Origin of the sequence: Streptomyces sp. NBC_00154, from assembly GCF_026342835.1 — a bacterium.
Classification (GTDB): domain Bacteria; phylum Actinomycetota; class Actinomycetes; order Streptomycetales; family Streptomycetaceae; genus Streptomyces.
In genome coordinates, this window is sequence record NZ_JAPEMI010000001.1 from 3,765,224 (window position 1) to 3,782,502 (window position 17,279).

A 17,279-nucleotide genomic window follows, 5' to 3' on the forward strand; every position below is an offset into this window, starting at 1 on the left:
CGCGTGTTACCCGATGCGTGCTTAACGTAGTCCCTGGGTCTGACATCGAGACCGGGGTTCCGGAAAACGTACGGCACACGCGGATAGTTCCTGGCGTTTCGTCCGAACTTCCTTGCGCGGATGGCGAGTCGGCGGTCAGCCGGTGCCGTAGAGATCACTGTACGAGGGGTACGTGCCCGCGCCGGGGCGGCGGGCTTCGACGCCCTCGGCCGCCCGTACAGCCTTCACGACGGCACGCGTCAGCACGTCCGCGCCCGCCGTCAGGAGTTCGTTCAGCGCGATCGGGTTGTCCGGGGCCAGCGGCCGCTCACCGGTGGCGAGCGCGAAGACCGTGTCACCGTCGTTCAGCAGGTGTACGGGACGCACGGCGCGCGCCAGTCCGTCGTGCGCCGTGCCTGCGAGCTTCTGCGCCTGCGCCCGGGTGAGATCCGCGTCCGTGGCGACGACGGCGAGCGTGGTGTTGAGCGGAGGGCGGGCTTCGGTGTCCCGCGCTTCGGCCAGCCGGCGCCCGGCGGTCCTGTGGACCTCCGCCGGGGGGTACACAGGCGGTTCGGCGGCTCCGTACTCCCCGTAGAGCACCCCGGTCACCGGATCGACCACCGCGCCTGCCGCGTTCACCACGACCAGCACGCCGACCGTGATCCCCGACGGCAGTCGCACGCTCGCCGTGCCCACACCGCCCTTGAGGCGGCCGGCAACCGCTCCCGTGCCGGCGCCGACCCCGCCCTCCGCGACCGGGGCACCCGACTCCGTGCCGGCCGCGGCCTCCACGGCGGCGCGGCCGGTCGAGGCGTCCGGGCGGGCCCGCCAGTCGCCGCCCCGCCCCAGGTCGAAAATGCACGCGGCCGGGACCACCGGCACCACCTGCGACGGATCGGGACCGACCCGCACGCCCCGCCCCTGCTCCTCCAGCCAGGCCATCACGCCGGACGCCGCGTCCAGTCCGTACGCGCTGCCGCCCGTCAGGACGACGGCGTCGATGCGCTGCACCAGGTTGCGGGGGTCGAGAGCGTCCGTCTCCCGGGTGCCCGGGCCGCCGCCCCGTACGTCGACGGCGGCGACGGCGCCGCCCTCGGGGGCGAGGACGACGGTGGTGCCGCTCAGCGCGCCGTCGCCGGCCACTCGCGCATGACCGACCCGCAGCCCGGCGACATCCGTCAGCGCGTCCCTCCCGCCCGCGGGGAGGCCGGTCGGCGGCTGTGAGCCCTGTGCCCGGCCCTGCCCGGTGTGCTGTCCGGCCATCGTGTGCTCCTCACGCGTGGGTCGGCGGGACGGTGGTGGAAGCCGGCCCGCCCGGTGCCGGGCGCCGCGACAATGCCACGCCGGCCGTCACGGTCGCGGCCGCCACCAGACCGGCCGCCAAGACCGCATATGTCCCGGCGAACGTACAGGCCAGGATCGCCACCGTGGCCAGGGGAAGGGGCAGTTGCTCCGCGAGGTCGCGCTTGAAGTGGCGGGCGTGCAGCAGCCACACCGTCAGCAGAAAGACTGCCGCGGGGACGGTCACGGCGGCCGAGGCGGCCGCCGTCGACACATGGGCCTTTCCGGTGGCCTCCTCCACCGCGACCTCGATGCCCGAGCCGATCGCGGCGGCGGAACCGAAGATCGCGTAGTGGCCGTATCCCCAGATGAACGACTGCCTGCTGCCACGGAGATAGTGGTGGATCGGCACGGCGAAGTAGATCCACCAGGCGGCGAAGACGATCAGCAGTCCGCCCGCGGCGACCGGCAGCAGTTCGCCGAGCGCGTCGTGGTTGTCGACCGACTCCTGGACGGCGACCGTTGCCGCGGCGATCGTCTCGCCGAGCACGATGATGGTGAACAGTCCGTACCGTTCGCCGATGTGATGCGGATGCCAGCTCGTCCCGCGCTCGCGCTCGGCGACGGCCGGAACCGACAGCTCGCACAGGGCGAGCACCACGTAGACCGCGGTACGGGCGCCGTTCATGTCGGCGGGCACGAACAGCATGCCGATCCAGCCCAGTTGGCACAGGACGATCCCGATGGCGTACCGGTGCGCGACCCTGCGTTCCGCGCCCTCGGAACAGTGGGCCACCCGCAGCCACTGGCTGGTGAGCGCGAGCCGCATCACCACATAGCCGATGACGCCGAGCGTCCAGTCCCCGTCGTCGAAGGCGCGCGGCACCCCGGCGGCGAAGATGAGCACACCGGTGATCTGGACGAACGTGACCAGGCGGTACAGCGTGTCGTCGGTGTCGTACGCGGAGGCGAACCAGGAGAAGTTCACCCAGGCCCACCAGATGCCGAAGAACACGGCCAGATAGCCGGCGATCCCGGTGCCGGGATGTCCCTCGGCGACGGCGTGCACGAGACGGCCGCCCGCCTGGGCGACGGCAACGACGAAGCACAGGTCGAAGAAGAGTTCCAGCGGGGTCGAGGTGCGGTGCTTCTCGGTGCGGCTGCGGGCGGTCATCCGGGGCATGGGGCCCAGCACAGCAGACCACTCCGGTGGCTGGTGGCGGGACGCGCAGATCGTACGGGAAAAGCGTCCCGGGTCAGGTCCTGCGCAGCGGAGAGCCGCGCGACCGGCCTTCGTGCCGCTCGGTGACGCGCTCACTCAGCCGGACGTCAAATCAGGACCAACCGTCCCATCCGGTCCTACGGTGGGCCGGTGACCGAGCCCCCAGAAGCCGCAGACGAACGCGCAACCGCAGCCGCCACCGCGCCGAACCCGGCCGTGGACACGCCCGCACCGCCCGCTCCCGGCAGCGCCCGCACCTCGGTCCTCCGGTCCGTCACCTCCCGCGCGACCGCGGTCGGCGTCATCGTCTCCGTCCTGCTGATCCTCGCGATCGTGTTCGGCAGCCGGCTTCTGGAGAACTTCGACTCCGCCCTCCTCCCGTACGCGGTCGCCACGGTCTTCCTCGCCTTCGGTGTCGCCTACCGCTACACGGTCTGGGTCTCCGCGCCCGGTGCCCGACGCCTGTTCAAGCAGGGCTGGCGGAGCTTCTTCTCCATGGCCAACTTCCGCAAGGGCCCTACCGCCCTGCCGAGGATGACCGCCACCTATCTGGGCTTCCAGAAGTTCCTCGGCGCCCGCTCGCACGCCCGCTGGGCCGCCCACCAGCTGATCTTCTGGGGCTGCATCCTCGCCTCCCTGATCACGTTCCCGCTGACCTGGGGCTGGTTCACCTTCACCTCCGGCACCGGCTCGGGCCCCCGCTACGAGATGCGCATCTGGGACTTCAAGATCATCGGCTTCGACTCGCTGAACGTCCTCGGCTGGCTGATGTTCCACGGTCTGGACATCGCCGCCGTGCTCGTCATCCCCGGTGCCTCCTACTTCCTCTGGCGGCGTATGAAGGACCGCGGCGCCATCACCGGCCAGCGCTTCGGCTACGACCTCGTGCCGCTGATCGCCCTGATCGTGATCTCCGTGACCGGTCTGCTGCTCACCTTCTCGTCGATCTTCCTGCACGGCGGCGGATACGAATTCCTGGGGATCCTCCACATGGTGTCGGTGGTCTTCACCCTCATCTACATCCCGTTCGGGAAGTTCTTCCACATCGTCCAGCGCCCGGCCGCGGTCGGTATGCAGCTGTTCAAGTACACCGGCCGGCAGGACCAGGAGATCTTCAGCTGCCGTCGCTGCGAGGAACCCATCGACACCGGGCCGTACGTCGAGAACCTCCGCGGCACCATGCGCGATCTCAGCCTCGACTTCGACGAGTGGGCCGAATACTGCCCGCGCTGCAAAAGGGTGCTGCGCGGCAGCGCCTATCTCTCCCATGTGAAGAAGGGCTTCAAGTGACCGCCGACCCCCGTCCGGTCGTCCCGCTCGACCCCTCCCTCGCACCGCCGGGCACCCGGGCATTCCGGGACGCCGGCGGCATCCCGGCCGACCGGTGGCGCGCCGACCAGGACGGCGAGACGCTCGTCCCCACCCACTGCTGCTTCTGCGGCGTCCAGTGCGGGATGTATCTGCGCGTCGACCGCGGCGGCAAGGTCTTCGGCGTCGAACCCCGCAACCACGACATCAACCGTATGCGGCTCTGCCCCAAGGGCATCAATGCGTATCAGCAGGTCAACCACCCCGACCGGCTCACCGCCCCGCTGATGCGCCGCTCCCGCGACGAGGTGTTCCGCGAGGTCTCCTGGGACGAGGCGCTCGACTTCACGGTCTCCGAGATCAAACGCATCCAGCAGGCCCACGGCAACGACGCCTTCGGGCTCCTCGGCGGTGCCAGCCTGTTCTCCGAGAAGACGTATCTCGTCGGCAAATTCGCCCGGGTCGCCCTCAAGTCCCGGCATGTCGACTACAACGGCCGGCTCTGCATGGTCAGTGCCGCGGGTGCCAACAAGCTCGCCTTCGGCATCGACCGGGCGGGCAACCCCTTCTCCGACTGCCTGCTCACCGACTGCCTGCTGATCGCGGGTTCCAACGTCGGCGAATGCTTCCCCGTGATGACCCAGTACGTGTGGGGAGCGCGGGACCGAGGTGCCAGCCTGATCGTCGTCGACCCGCGCGAGACCGCGATCGCCCGCACCGCCGACATCCATGTCGCCCTCAAGCCGGGCACCGACTCGGCCTTCTTCACCTCCGTCCTGAACGTGGTCGTCGAGGAGGGCCTCACCGACGAGGCGTACCTCGCCGCCCACGCCACCGGCTGGGAAGAGGTCAGGGCCAAGGCCGCCGAATATCCACCGTCCCGCGCCGCCGAGATCTGCGGCATCCCCGCCGAACAGATCGTCCAGGTCGCGCGCACCTTCGCCCGCGCCCCCAAGGCCATGGCCTGGCACGCCCGCGGTATCGAACACCACTCGCAGGGCGTCGAGAACTGCCTCGCCGTGATCAACCTCTGCGCCGCCACCGGCCACATCGGCAAGCCCGGTGCCGGCTACGGCACCATCACCGGTCAGGGCAACGGGCAGGGCGGCCGCGAGCACGGCCAGAAGGCCGACCTCCTCCCAGGCGGCCGCTCGATCATGAACGAGGAGCACCGCCGGCAGATCTGCGAGATCTGGGGCATCGAGGAGTCCGAACTGCCGCCCGCCGGTACCTCGATGATGGAAATGGTCTGGCAGATGCAGCGCCGCGAGATCCGCGGCCTGATCGGCATCTGCAACAACCCCTTCGTCTCCCTGCCCAATTACCGGGTGGTCAAGGAGGGGTACGACGCCACCGAATTCCATGCCCAATTCGACTTCTTCCTTTCCGAGACCGCTGCCAACGCACATGTCGTCTTTCCCGTCACCACCTGGGCCGAGGACGAAGGGGTGATGGCCAACGCCGAGGCCCGCGTGGTCAAGCACAACAAGGCGCAGGACGCGCCCCCCGGGGTACGGACCGACACCTGGGTGATGTGCGAACTCGCCCGGCGGCTCGGCGCGGGCGACAAATTCGCGTTCGCCGACTCGCGCGCGGTCTTCGACGAGCTGCGGATCGCCTCCGCCGGAACCGTCAACGACTACTACGGCATCACCTACGAACGGCTGGAGGAGACCGGCGGCATCGCCTGGCCCTGCCCCTCCACCGACCACCCCGGCACCCCCCGGCTCTTCGAGGACGGCAGGACGTACCACCCCGACGGCAAGATCCATCTGCAGGTCGTCGAGTGGCACCCGCCGATGGACCCGTACGACGACGAGCACCCCATGTCGCTCACCACCGGCCGCACCGTCGCCCACTTCCTGTCCGGCAACCAGACCCGTCGGCTGGGCGCCCTCGTCGAACAGACCCCGCGCCCCTGGGCCGAGGTCCACCCCTCCCACGGCTTCCGCAACGGCGAACCGGTCCGCGTCATCACCCGGCGCGGCAGCGAGGTCTTTCCCGCCCTCGTCACCGAGGCGATCCGCCCCGACACCGTCTTCATCCCGTACCACTGGCCGGTCCCCACCGCCGCCAACGCCCTCACCATCGACGCCCTCGACCCCCGCTCCAAGATCCCCGAGTACAAGGTGTGCGCCTGCCGCATCGAGCACGCCGAAAAGATCGACGAGGTCCCCGCACCTCCCGTCGCACCCGGCCAGGTCGCCTACCCGGAGGCCCAGGTCTCCCGCACCGACCCGTTGCCGCCCACCGCCCCGCAGGGCCGTGGTACCTCGGAGAGGAGCTGAGGCCCGCATGATGGGCAGAACGATCTTCATCGACCCGGGGCGCTGCATCGGCTGCCAGGCCTGTGTCTCCGCCTGCCGGGAATGCGACTCGCACCACGGCAAGTCGATGATCCACCTCGATTACACCGACGAGGGTCACTCCGTCGCCTCCCTCCCCACGGTCTGTATGCACTGCGAGGACCCGGTCGCCCCGTGCGCCGAGGTCTGCCCCGCCGACGCGATCCTGGTCACCGCCGACGGTGTGGTGCAGCAGGCCGACACCACCCGCTGCATCGGCTGCGCCAACTGCGTCAACGCCTGCCCCTTCGGCGTCCCGAAGATCGACCTCCAGGCGAAGCTGCAGATGAAGTGCAACCTCTGCTACGACCGCACCGCCTACGGCCTCGCCCCCATGTGCGCCACCGTCTGCCCGACCGGGGCGCTGTTCTACGGAACGGCCGAGGAGCTCCAGGCAGAGCGGCCCGGCGTCCAGATCGCCGACACCTTCACCTTCGGCGAGACCGAGGTCCGCACCGGTGTGGCCATGGTCGTCCCCGCCGACAAGGTCCGGTGGCCGGTGCCCGGCGGTCTTCCCGTCGTCGAGATCAACGGGAAGGACGTCCGCCGATGAGCGTCACCGAGCAGCCGCCGACCGGGGACCGGAGCCCCCACGGAGACGCGCGCAAGGCCCTGCACGACCGGATCGCCGCCGACTCCCTCACCACCCGGCGCGACTACCTCCGGATCGTCGCCACCGTCTCCGGCGGACTCGCCGTCGGCGGCCTCGGCGTGGCCGGCGGCATGCTCCCGCGCCACGGGGACACCGATGACGCCAAGGCACCCGAACCGAGGAAGATCACCGCTCAGCTCCTGCCCGGGGAGTCCATCGCCTTCAGCTACCCCGAGGAGGATGACAAGGCGGTCGCCGTCCGGATGGACGACGGCACCCTCGTCGGCTACTCGGCGATCTGCACCCATCTCGCCTGCGCGGTGCTCTGGCGCAAGGACCGCGGTCCGGAAGGGGAGCTCTACTGCCCCTGCCACGAGGGCATCTTCGATGTGCGCACCGGAGAAGTCACCGCCGGACCGCCGCCCCGCCCCCTGCCCAAGGTGGCACTCACCGAGCAGGCCGACGGCAGCATCTGGGCCATCGGCACCACCCGTTCCGGCGAGAGCATCGAGCACGGTGTGTGCCGCCAGATCAGCGAGGAACGGCCTGACCTCGCCTCGCGGATCGGCTGCCCCTCGGTCCGGGACGGAGGTGCGGAGGCACCTCCGGCGCACGCTCCCGGCGCGAAGGCTCCCCGTACCGCGGCAACCGAAACCGAGACCCCCGGCAGGCGGACATGACCGACGCCCGGCAGCCCGCCGACCCGCAGCGCCCGGCCTATCCCGAGTACCACCCGGGCAGCGCCCGGCCGGAGCTGAACCGACCCGTCCGCGAGCGCTATCCGCAGATCCGCTCCACCAGTGGCTACGGCGACCCCCGGGTCCGCCGCACCGGTCCGGGCCCGGGAGCGGGCACCGACCAGGAACCCGAGCGCTCCTCGAAACTGACGGCCCGGCTGACCCTCGCCATGACCGTCGTCATCGGCCAGCTCTGGGGACTGACCGTCGTCGTCGACGAATGGATGGAGGGCAACACCGAAACGGCTTGGTGGGGTGCGGGCTTCCTCTGTCTGTCGTTCCTCGTGGTCCTGGGGCTCTGGATGCTCGACCCGAAGGATCGCTGACCGTCGCCGTACCCTGGTGGTATGAGCACCGCCCCCACCCCCGGACCGCGCGATTCGAAACCGACGCAGCCGACAACCCCGACACAGCCGGAGCAGAGGAAGCCCAAGCCGGCTCTGATCTTCGACGATCCGCTGGACCAGCAGTCCGCGGACGATACGGACCGAGCGTGGGGCGAGCGGGCTCCGGCCGGCGGCAGCGCCGCCGACCTCGCGCGCTTCCTCGACGAGAAGCCACCCCACCACGTCTGAGTTACTCGTCGTGGCCGCGGCCCGGTTCCTGGCCGCGGCCCTCGCCCGCCGGACCGCTGCGCTGCGAGACGAGAACGTCGCGGATCTCCTTCAGCACCTCCAGCTCGCTGACCTCCAGCGTCTCCTGCACGCCGTCCTTGGCAGCCTGCATCGCCGCTCGCCTGGCCAGGTACTTGGCCATCGGCAGCACCGTCAGGAAGTGGACGACGGCTGCCGTGATCACGAAGCTGAGCGTAGTGCTGAGCACCGAGCCGGTGACTTGACGGCTCATCAGTGCGAATGGGCCGGTGTGCCCGGTTCAGCACAGCGTCACCGCCAGCCGGGCCGAGATCCCTGCGCCGGCCAGCGACGCCGCCGTGCTCCGGGGCACGGACAGCACGACCAGCGCGCCACCCTCCGCGGGGTCTTCGGCAGCACCATCGGCCGCCGTCCGCGGCACCGCCGCCACCCTGGCCCCCTTCGCCACCACCCTGGCATCCGCCCCGGAGCCCTCGCCCGCGATCACATCGACGCGGTCTCCCGGGCGCAACAGCCGTACCGTCGCCGCATCCGCAATCCGGACCGGTGCGGACACCAGCTGAACCGGTCGCCGCTCCCCCTCCGGCGCCGAGGTTCCCGCGCGGTCCGCCGCCCCGCTGCCACCGTCACCACCGGTCAGTCCTGTCGCGGCCAGCGCCGCAGCCGTCAGCGCCAGTCCGGCCGCCATGGCGCGGCGCTGTCGCCACACCGCCCGCCGTAACCGACGCCCACCACCCCCGCGCACCCGCAGCGGCGCGAACGCGGGCACCCCACAGGGCGGCGGCGCCGACACCGGCGGACCGGGGACCGTCGGACGCACATCGGACGAGGACGTGGTCGGAGAAACGGGCGGGAACATGGCCGACACCACCTGCCGTGGGGAGTGAGGAGCGCGAAGTCCGGCGTTCGGGACGAACACCGACACCCCTCACGATCCACCGTCCGCGAGATTCCCGCCGAGCCCTGTGGACAGCGCACACACTGTGGACAAGCCGGTCACCCACCCGCGCCCCACCCGTCTCGCAGAGCCAAGAGCGGAGCCAGGACCGAGCCGCGGCCGCACCCCCTACGGCAGCTCGATCCCCGTCTCGATCCCGTCCAGCGCACGCGCACAGGAACAGCTGCGCTCCCCTTCCGCAGGCAGCGCCGTCACCGCGTCGAACAACACCGCCCGCAGCCGGTCCACATTGGCCGCGAACACCTTCAGCACGTCCCCGTGGGAGACGCCCTCGCCCGCCTCGGCGCCCGCGTCCAGGTCCGTCACCAGCGTCATCGTCGTGTAGCAGAGCCCCAGTTCACGGGCGAGCACGGCCTCCGGGTGCCCGGTCATGCCGACCACCGACCAGCCCATCGCCGCATGCCAGCGCGATTCGGCCCGGGTCGAGAAGCGCGGCCCCTCGACGACCACCAGCGTCCCGCCGTCCACCGGCTCCCAGCCCTTGGCGCGGGCCGAGGCCAGTGCGACCTTGCGCCCCTCGGGGCAGTACGGGTCGGCGAAGCCCAGGTGCACCACGTTCGACGCCACGCCGTCCGCACGGGTCTCCCCGTCGTAATACGTCTGCGTGCGGGCCTTGGTGCGGTCCACCATCTGGTCCGGTACGAGCAGCGTCCCCGGTCCGTACTCCGGACGCAGCCCGCCGACCGCACACGGGCCGAGCACCTGACGTACGCCCACGGACCGCAGCGCCCACAGGTTGGCGCGGTAGTTGATGCCATGCGGCGGCACATGGTGGCCGCGTCCGTGGCGGGGGAGGAAGGCGACCCGGCGTCCGCCGATCTCACCGAGGAAGACGGAATCGCTCGGCTGTCCGTACGGGGTGTCCACGCGAACCTCGGTGACGTCCTCCAGGAAGGAGTACAAGCCCGAGCCGCCGATGACACCGATCTCTGCGTTCACCATGCGATCACACTAGCGGGGCTGTAAATGCCGAGGGCCCCGCCGATCGGATCGGCGGGGCCCTCGGATGAAGTGTGAAGCTGCGTACCTCGGCTCAGGCGGCCGACGTACCGCTCGACGACGACGCGGAGGACGACGACGAGGAAGAGGAAGCGGCGGCGGACGAGGACGCGGACGACTTCGAGTCCGACCCCGTCGAGGAAGTCGACGAAGCGGAACCGGCTGCCTTCGCGGACGACGACGCCGGCGCGCTGCTCGACGAGGAGCCGCGGCTGTCGTTCCGGTAGAAACCGGAACCCTTGAAGACAATGCCGACCGCCGAGAACACCTTCTTCAGGCGTCCCTCGCAGTTCGGGCACACGGTCAGAGCGTCATCGGTGAACTTCTGCACCGCCTCGAGGCCCTCGCCACATTCGGTGCACTGGTACTGATAGGTCGGCACTTGCTCCTCCTGGCACTCTGACTCTGTGAGTGCTAACGACGCTCCATACTGACGTATTCCGCTGGATCAGTCCACCGTGACCGGCTCTCGGTGACCGACACCACGTGCCACGGTCCGTCCCGGAGCCCTCGGTGTCAGCCGCGAACGCAGCGTCACCAGGGTCACGAGCGCCAGCACGGTCCCCACCAGCGGCACCACGAAGCCGGTGCTCGCCCCGTGGGCGTCCGCCAGCCGTCCGGCGACCGTCACCGCCGCGGCCTGGCCGAGCGCGACCGCGCCCGTCAGCCAGGTGAACGCCTCGGTCCTGGCGGACGCCGGAACCAGCGCCTCGACGAGCGTGTATCCGCTGATCAGCGCGGGTGCGATGGAGAGTCCGACGAGCAGCCCGAGCCCGGCCAGCAGCGGCACGGAGTGCACGGCCCACAGCCCGGACGCGGTCAGGGTCAGCGCCGCGTACCCGGCGATCAGCCTGCGCCGCGGCCCGCTCTTCCAGGCGATGGCACCGCAGGCGATCCCGGCCAGCATGTTGCCGGCCGCGAAGATCCCGTACAGCAGGCCGTTCGCGCCGGGCCGGCCGATCTCCTCGGCGAACGCGGTCAGCGAGACCTGCATGCCGCCGAAGACGGCGCCGATCCCGAGGAACGCCACCGCGAGCACGCGTACGCCCGGTACGGACAGGGCGGAGGTGTGCCGTTCGGAGGCGCCGGAGGTGGTGGAGCGGACCGCGGGCTGGGTATGGCGCTGCGCCGCGAAGAGCAGGCCGCCCATCAGCGTCAGTGCGGCCTCCGCGATCAGTCCGGCCGCCGGATGCACCCCGGTGCACAGGGCGGTGGCGAGGACGGGTCCGATGACGAAGGTGAACTCGTCGGTCACCGACTCGAAGGCGGCGGCGGTCGCCATCAGGGGCGAGGCCTTCCGGCCGGGTGCCGCGCCCAGCAGCGCCGCCCAGCGGGCCCGCACCATCGGGCCGATCTGCGGGACGGAGGCACCCGTCGGCACTGCGGCCAGGAACAGCAGCCAGAGCGGTGCGTCCGCCAGTGCGAGTGCCGTCAGCGCCGATACGGACGCCGCGTGCACGAGGACTCCCGGCAGCAGTACGGCGCGCTGGCCGATGCGGTCGGCCAGCTTGCCGCTCTGTGGGGCGAACAGCGCCATGGAGACACCGGTGACAGCGGCGACGGCGCCCGCGCTGCCGTACGAGCCGGTGGTGTGCTGCACCAGCAGGACGATGCCGATGGTCAGCATCGCGAAGGGCTGCCGTGCGGCGAAGCCCGGAAGGAGGAAGGTCCACGCACCGGGGATGCGCAGCAGTTGCCCGTAACCGGGGCGGTCGGAGACCGTGGACGCCACGGTCCATGCCTTTCTGCCGCCTGGTAGCCATGCTTCCGTCGCCGGTCCGCACCTGTGGGTGCCGGCCTGGGACGGGAGCTGCCGAGAGCTGTCCTCTTCGCGCGGAACTGCGGTAGATGCCGGGCGCTCGCAGCAGAGGCGGAGGACGCCACGACCGCCATACGGTCGCGCCAGCTCTGCGTCAGGCAGAGTTGGTCGATCCGGTGTTGACCGGATCTATCGATCTTTGTCGATCACGTTTCCTTCATGCTACAGGGCAGGATCCGGTGCATGCCTGCGATTGCGCGCAATCACACCTTCGTAGCCTCGGATCAGTGGTGTGTCCTGGTCCTGCCGGTTCCACCGGTGCCGCCGTCGGTCCCCAGCCACCCGGCCAGCTTGCCTCCCTCGCCGACCGCCCGCAGTCGGGCCTCGGCCGTGTCGCGCACCGGATCGGTCGCGACGACCAGCAGTTCGTCGCCCCGCCGCAGCATGGTCGACGGTCCGGGCACGAAGCTCTTCCCCTCCCGTACGACGAGGGTGACGGCTGCTCCGGCGGGCAGCCGCAGTTCGGCGATCTCCACGCCGTGCATCTTCGACCTCCCGGGGATCGCCACCGACAGCAGATGCCCGCGCAGCCGCTCCAGCGGCGCCGACTCGATGCCCAGGTCGGTGGCCTCGGAGGGGTCCTCGGCGATCTTCAGGGCCTTGGCCAGCCAGGGCAGGGTCGGCCCCTGAATCAGCGTGTAGACGACAACGAGTACGAAGACGATGTTGAAGACGTGGGTGGAGCCCTCGATCCCGTGCACCATGGGAATGGTCGCCAGGATGATGGGGACGGCGCCACGCAGCCCCGCCCACGACATGAAGGCCTTCTCGCGCCACGGCATCCGGAACGGGATCAGGGAGATGAAGACCTCCATGGGGCGCGCCACCACGGTCAGTACCAGACCCACGATGATCGCGGGCCAGAAGTCGTCGAGCAGGTCGTGCGGGGTGACCAGCAGCCCGAGCAGGACGAACATGCCGATCTGGGCCAGCCAGCCGAGCCCGTCGGCGAAGCCGCGGGTGGCGGGCCAGTGCGGCAGCTTGGCGTTGCCGAGGAGCATCGCGGCCAGATAGACGGCGAGGAAGCCACTGCCGTGGACCAGGGCGCCGGCCGCGTACGCGGACACGGCGATCGCCATCACCGCGATCGGGTAGAGACCGGACGCGGGCAGTGCCACATGACGCAGCCCGAACGAGCCGAGCCAGCCGACGGCGATGCCGACGGCCGCGCCGATCACCAGTTCCAGGGCGATCTCGCCGACCAGCAGGTACCAGCTGTCCACCGGCCCCTTGGTGGAGAAGGCCACCACCAGGATCACCACGGGGGCGTCGTTGAACCCGGACTCGGCCTCCAGCACACCGGTGATCCGGGCCGGCAGCGGCACCTTGCGCAGCACGGAGAAGACCGCGGCGGCGTCCGTCGACGAGACGACCGCACCGATGATCAGCGACTGCCGCCAGTCCAGGCCGACCAGATAGTGCGCTCCGGCCGCGGTGACGCTCACGCTCACCGCGACGCCGACGACCGACAGTGTCGCGGCGGCGGGCAGTGCCGGTTTGATCTCTTTCCACTTCGTGCCGAGGCCGCCCTCGGCCAGGATCACGACAAGGGCGGCGTAGCCGAACACCTGGGTCAGTTCGGCGTTGTCGAACTTGATGTGGAGGATCCCGTCCTGCCCGATGGCGATCCCGATGCCGAGATACAGGAGCAGGCTGGGGAGCCCGCTGCGGGACGAGATGCGCACCGCCGCGACGGCGACGAGCAGGACGAGCGAGCAGACGAGCAGGAGTTCGTTGAGCGCGTGGACAGTCAGTGGCCGTTCCTTCCCTGCGTACGCCTGCCGAATGGCTCTCCGGCGGCCGGTACTTCATTACCTTACCTAATCTTTAACGCTTTCTTGACGCGTTCGAGTACTCGTGCGATCGACTCTCGATTCGACGGATCCCGATACCGCGTCGGAGCCGCCTCGGTGCTGCGCCTATGGTTGCTCCTGCACTCCCAGGACCACCCTGCCCCTCGAAGGACAGCGATGCCCGCCAACACAACCGCCTCTTCCGGCTCTTCCGGTTCTGCCGGTGCGAAGACCGGCAAGAAGAAGGGGCGACGCGCCCGCCTGATCGTGATCGCCCTGGTGCTGGCGCTTGTCGCGGGTATCGGTTACGGCGGGTACTGGTCCGTAGCGACCGTGCGTGCCTCCTACCCGCAGACGAACGGGTCGGTCAAGATCGACGGTCTCTCCGCCAACGTCGACGTCAAGCGCGACAGCTATGGAATCCCGCAGATCTACGCGGACTCCGACACCGACCTGTTCCGCGCCCAGGGCTTCGTGCAGGCTCAGGACCGCTTCTGGGAGATGGACGTCCGCCGTCATATGACGGCCGGCCGGCTCTCCGAGATGTTCGGCTCCGGGCAGGTCGACACGGACGCCTTCCTGCGGACGCTGGGCTGGCGCAAGATCGCGCAGGAGGAGTACGACACCGTCCTGTCCGCGGACACCAAGAAGAACCTGCAGGCGTACGCGGACGGGGTGAACGCCTACCTCAAGGGGCGCGACGGCAAGGACATCTCCGTCGAGTACGCCGCGCTCGGCCTCACCAACGACTACAGGCCGACCAAGTGGACCCCGGTCGACTCGGTCGCCTGGCTGAAGGCGATGGCCTGGGACCTGCGCGGCAACATGCAGGACGAGATCGACCGCTCGCTGATGACCAGCAGGCTCAGCAAGGAACAGATCGAGGACCTGTACCCCGCGTACCCGTACGACAAGCACCGGCCGATTGTCGACCAGGGTGCGATCTCGTCGGTCACCGGCAGGTTCGACCCGGCCGCGACGTCGTCCACCGGCGTCGGCGCGAACACCGTGCAGGGGGCCACCGAGGGCCTGAACACGCAGCTCTCCTCGCTCTCCGACACCCTCGACAAGATCCCCGCGCTGCTCGGCCCGAACGGGAACGGCATCGGATCCAACTCCTGGGTCGTCTCCGGCGACTACACGACCACCGGCAAGCCGCTGCTCGCCAACGACCCGCACCTGGCGCCGCAGCTGCCGTCGCTCTGGTACCAGATGGGGCTGCACTGCCGGCAGCTCTCGGCGACCTGCCGGTACGACACCGCCGGATACACCTTCTCCGGTATGCCCGGCGTGATAATCGGTCACAACCAGGACATCGCCTGGGGCTTCACCAACCTCGGCGCGGACGTCACCGACCTCTTCCTGGAGAAGGTCTCCGGCGAGGGCTACCAGTACGACGGCAAGGTGAAGCCCTTCGTCACCCGCAAGGAGACCATCAAGGTCGCGGGCGGCGAGAGCCGGCACATCACCGTGCGCGAGACGAACAACGGTCCGCTGGTCTCCGACCGCAGTGGCGAGCTGGAGAAGGTCGGCCAGAAGGCCCCCGTCACCAACGCCGCGCCGGACCGCGGCGACGGTTACGCCGTCGCCCTGAAGTGGACCGCGCTGGAACCGGGTCACTCCATGGACGCCGTCTTCGAGCTCAACCGCGCCAAGGACTTCAAGACCTTCAGGGCCGCCGCCGAGCACTTCGAGGTCCCCTCGCAGAACCTCATCTACGCCGACACCAAGGGCAACATCGGCTACCAGGCCCCGGGGAAGATCCCGGTCCGCAAGGCGGGCAACGGCACGATGCCGAGCCCCGGCTGGGCGTCGTCGTACGGCTGGAAGAAGGACCCGATCCCGTTCGACGAGCTGCCGTACGAGTACAACCCGAAGCGCGGCTACATCGTCACCGCCAACCAGGCCGTCATCGACGAGAAGAAGTACCCCAACCTGCTCACCAAGGACTGGGGCTACGGCACCCGCAGCCAGCGGATCAACGACCTCATCGAGTCGAAGATCAAGGGCGGCGGGAAGATCTCGACCGACGACATGCAGAAGATGCAGATGGACAACACCAGCGAGATCGCCGCGCTGCTGGTGCCCGAGCTGATGAAGATCAACGTCTCCGACAAGAGCGTCCGTGAGGCACAGAAGCTCCTGGAGGGCTGGGACTACACCCAGGAGCCCGACTCGGCGGCCGCCGCCTACTTCAACGCGGTCTGGCGCAACATCCTCAGGCTGACCTTCGGCGACAAGCTGCCCAAGGAGCTGCGGGTCAAGGGCGAGTGCCTCACCGTCCTCCCGGCCGACAGCACGGGTCCGGTCGACGAGCAGGACAAGCCGGTACGCGAATGCGGCCAGCGCGACACGGACACGGCGCAGCCGGACGGCGGCGACCGCTGGTACCAGGTGGTCGCCAACCTCATGGACGACGAGAACAACGACTGGTGGCAGTCGCCGAAGAACCGCAAGGACAAGGCGACCGAGACCCGTGACGAGCTCTTCGGCCGCGCCATGAAGGACGCCCGCTGGGAGCTGACCGCCAAGCTCGGCAAGGACATCTCCACCTGGAGCTGGGGCCGGCTGCACCGGCTGACACTGAAGAACCAGACCCTTGGTACCGAGGGCCCCGATGTGCTCCAGCGGGCCCTCAACCGCGGCCCGTGGAACCTCGGCGGCGGCGAGGCCGCGGTCAACGCCTCCGGCTGGAACGCGGCGGGCGGCTACGAGGTCATCTGGGTCCCGTCCATGCGGATGGTCGTCAACGTGGGGGACTGGGACAAGTCCCGCTGGATCAACCTCACCGGCGCCTCCGGGCACGCGTTCAGCGCGCACTACACCGATCAGACCGACAAGTGGGTCAACGGCGACCTGCTCGACTGGTCCTTCGGGACGAATGCGGTGGCGAAGGCGACGAAGGACACGTTGACGCTCAAGCCGTCCTGACGTTCAAGCCATCATGGGAGGACGGCGGGCCCGGGGGCGGTTCCGGCCCGGGTCAGACGGTGAAGCGCCGCGCTCCGGCCGGTGTCACCACGGCGTCCACGGGGTGGTCGTGCGGTTCCACAGGAACCTGCGCGACCACCTCGTTGTCGTAGAGCAGGACGACCAGCGCCGGATGCGCCCCGGCCGCCGCGAGCCGGGCCAGCACCCGGTCGTACGAACCTCCGCCGCGGCCGAGCCGCATCCCGCGGCCGTCCACCGCGAGGCCCGGCAGCAGGACCACGTCCGCGTCCAGAACGGCGTCCGGCCCGAGCCGCGGACCGTCCGGCTCCAGCAGCCCGCGGGCCGCCGGTACGAGGCTGTCGCCCCCCTCGTACGCGGCCCAGTCCAGATCGTTGTCCGGGAGGAGCACCGGCAGCAGCACCCGTACCCCCCGCGCGTGCAGCGCATCCAGCAGTGCACGGGTGCCCGGCTCACGTCCCACCGAGACATAGGCGGCGACGGTACGAGCGTCGGCCAACTCCGGAAGACTTACTGCACCGCGGGACAGAACCATCGCGGCGTTTTCCACGTCTTCCCTGCTCAGGAGGGATCGTACGGCGAGCAGTTCACGCCGCAGGGAGGCCTTTCGGGGCATGTCGGTGTTCAACGGGCACCTGTGAATCTCTTGTATCTACATATATGAGTACAAAGTTAACCGGACGCTCATCTTCCGCCCATGACTA

15 protein-coding genes and 1 pseudogene are annotated in these 17,279 nt (G+C 69.8%); 7 read left to right on the top strand and 9 right to left on the bottom strand.

Translation table 11 applies throughout. The features are described 5' to 3' along the window. Window positions 1-135: 135 nt before the first annotated feature. The gene (locus OHA03_RS16965; protein WP_267004683.1) at window positions 136-1,242 is read right to left on the bottom strand and encodes a P1 family peptidase; all 1,107 of its coding nucleotides are present in this window, start codon (window positions 1,240-1,242) and stop codon (window positions 136-138) included. 10 nt (window positions 1,243-1,252) lie between these two features. Further along, window positions 1,253-2,434 (bottom strand): low temperature requirement protein A, encoded by a 1,182-nt coding sequence (locus OHA03_RS16970; RefSeq protein WP_323181218.1) that lies wholly within the window; start codon window positions 2,432-2,434, stop codon window positions 1,253-1,255. A 264-nt stretch (window positions 2,435-2,698) separates the two neighbouring features. Here OHA03_RS16970 and OHA03_RS16975 point away from each other — a divergent pair, with 264 nt between their 5' ends. The 6 genes from OHA03_RS16975 to OHA03_RS17000 are packed head-to-tail and all read left to right on the top strand — an operon-like array spanning window position 2,699 to window position 8,039. Beyond that, window positions 2,699-3,772 (top strand): MFS transporter, encoded by a 1,074-nt coding sequence (locus OHA03_RS16975; protein ID WP_267008070.1) that lies wholly within the window; start codon window positions 2,699-2,701, stop codon window positions 3,770-3,772. Beyond that, window positions 3,769-6,078: a molybdopterin oxidoreductase family protein gene (locus tag OHA03_RS16980; RefSeq protein WP_267004685.1), complete on the top strand. Its 2,310-nt coding sequence runs from the start codon at window positions 3,769-3,771 to the stop codon at window positions 6,076-6,078. Before OHA03_RS16975 ends, OHA03_RS16980 begins: the two co-directional genes overlap by 4 nt. 7 nt (window positions 6,079-6,085) lie before the next feature. After that, entirely contained in the window at window positions 6,086-6,688 is a 603-nt protein-coding gene (locus OHA03_RS16985; RefSeq protein WP_267004686.1) for a 4Fe-4S dicluster domain-containing protein, read from the top strand. After that, complete coding sequence (locus OHA03_RS16990; RefSeq protein ID WP_267004687.1) at window positions 6,685-7,407, top strand: Rieske (2Fe-2S) protein; 723 nt, start codon at window positions 6,685-6,687, stop codon at window positions 7,405-7,407. Before OHA03_RS16985 ends, OHA03_RS16990 begins: the two co-directional genes overlap by 4 nt. After that, window positions 7,404-7,790, top strand: a complete 387-nt coding sequence (locus tag OHA03_RS16995; RefSeq protein ID WP_267004688.1) for a DUF6755 family protein — start codon at window positions 7,404-7,406, stop codon at window positions 7,788-7,790. The genes OHA03_RS16990 and OHA03_RS16995 overlap by 4 nt, the downstream gene beginning before the upstream one ends. A gap of 21 nt (window positions 7,791-7,811) precedes the next feature. Then, complete coding sequence (locus tag OHA03_RS17000) at window positions 7,812-8,039, top strand: hypothetical protein (protein WP_267004689.1); 228 nt, start codon at window positions 7,812-7,814, stop codon at window positions 8,037-8,039. 1 nt (window position 8,040) lies between these two features. On the opposite strand, the pseudogene OHA03_RS17005 reads toward OHA03_RS17000, so the two are convergent. The 6 genes and pseudogenes from OHA03_RS17005 to OHA03_RS17030 form a co-directional block, all read right to left on the bottom strand. Next, window positions 8,041-8,292: pseudogene (locus OHA03_RS17005) on the bottom strand (MscL family protein); the annotation flags it as partial. Window positions 8,293-8,337: 45 nt separating this feature from the next. Further along, window positions 8,338-8,916: an RcpC/CpaB family pilus assembly protein gene (locus tag OHA03_RS17010; RefSeq protein ID WP_267004690.1), complete on the bottom strand. Its 579-nt coding sequence runs from the start codon at window positions 8,914-8,916 to the stop codon at window positions 8,338-8,340. 207 nt (window positions 8,917-9,123) lie between these two features. Further along, the gene (locus tag OHA03_RS17015) at window positions 9,124-9,957 is read right to left on the bottom strand and encodes an S-methyl-5'-thioadenosine phosphorylase (protein ID WP_267004691.1); all 834 of its coding nucleotides are present in this window, start codon (window positions 9,955-9,957) and stop codon (window positions 9,124-9,126) included. A 91-nt stretch (window positions 9,958-10,048) separates the two neighbouring features. After that, on the bottom strand, window positions 10,049-10,396 hold the full coding sequence (locus OHA03_RS17020; protein ID WP_267004692.1) for an FmdB family zinc ribbon protein: 348 nt from the start codon (window positions 10,394-10,396) through the stop codon (window positions 10,049-10,051). Between the two features lie 66 nt (window positions 10,397-10,462). After that, complete coding sequence (locus tag OHA03_RS17025; protein WP_267004693.1) at window positions 10,463-11,746, bottom strand: MFS transporter; 1,284 nt, start codon at window positions 11,744-11,746, stop codon at window positions 10,463-10,465. Between the two features lie 311 nt (window positions 11,747-12,057). Continuing rightward, a complete protein-coding gene (locus OHA03_RS17030; protein WP_267008071.1) occupies window positions 12,058-13,560 on the bottom strand; it encodes a potassium/proton antiporter in 1,503 nt (500 codons plus the stop codon). A gap of 243 nt (window positions 13,561-13,803) precedes the next feature. Here OHA03_RS17030 and OHA03_RS17035 point away from each other — a divergent pair, with 243 nt between their 5' ends. Then, window positions 13,804-16,557 carry a penicillin acylase family protein gene (locus tag OHA03_RS17035; protein WP_267004694.1) on the top strand — a complete coding sequence of 918 codons (2,754 nt, stop codon included), beginning with the start codon at window positions 13,804-13,806 and terminating at the stop codon, window positions 16,555-16,557. Window positions 16,558-16,609: 52 nt separating this feature from the next. On the opposite strand, the gene OHA03_RS17040 is transcribed toward OHA03_RS17035, so the two are convergent. After that, entirely contained in the window at window positions 16,610-17,191 is a 582-nt protein-coding gene (locus OHA03_RS17040) for a 5-formyltetrahydrofolate cyclo-ligase (protein ID WP_267004695.1), read from the bottom strand. Between the last annotated feature and the right edge of the window lie 88 nt (window positions 17,192-17,279).

Excerpts from the sequence above, each read along its gene's own strand:
- OHA03_RS17000 (WP_267004689.1), top strand. The coding sequence starts at position 7,812 with ATGAGCACCGCCCCCACCCCCGGACCGCGCGATTCGAAACCGACGCAG.
- OHA03_RS17040 (WP_267004695.1), bottom strand. The coding sequence starts at position 17,191 with ATGCCCCGAAAGGCCTCCCTGCGGCGTGAACTGCTCGCCGTACGATCC.
- OHA03_RS16970 (WP_323181218.1), bottom strand. The coding sequence starts at position 2,434 with ATGACCGCCCGCAGCCGCACCGAGAAGCACCGCACCTCGACCCCGCTG.
- OHA03_RS16965 (WP_267004683.1), bottom strand. The coding sequence starts at position 1,242 with ATGGCCGGACAGCACACCGGGCAGGGCCGGGCACAGGGCTCACAGCCG.
- OHA03_RS17035 (WP_267004694.1), top strand. The coding sequence starts at position 13,804 with ATGCCCGCCAACACAACCGCCTCTTCCGGCTCTTCCGGTTCTGCCGGT.
- OHA03_RS16985 (WP_267004686.1), top strand. The coding sequence starts at position 6,086 with ATGATGGGCAGAACGATCTTCATCGACCCGGGGCGCTGCATCGGCTGC.
- OHA03_RS16990 (WP_267004687.1), top strand. The coding sequence starts at position 6,685 with ATGAGCGTCACCGAGCAGCCGCCGACCGGGGACCGGAGCCCCCACGGA.
- OHA03_RS16995 (WP_267004688.1), top strand. The coding sequence starts at position 7,404 with ATGACCGACGCCCGGCAGCCCGCCGACCCGCAGCGCCCGGCCTATCCC.
- OHA03_RS17015 (WP_267004691.1), bottom strand. The coding sequence starts at position 9,957 with ATGGTGAACGCAGAGATCGGTGTCATCGGCGGCTCGGGCTTGTACTCC.
- OHA03_RS17010 (WP_267004690.1), bottom strand. The coding sequence starts at position 8,916 with ATGTTCCCGCCCGTTTCTCCGACCACGTCCTCGTCCGATGTGCGTCCG.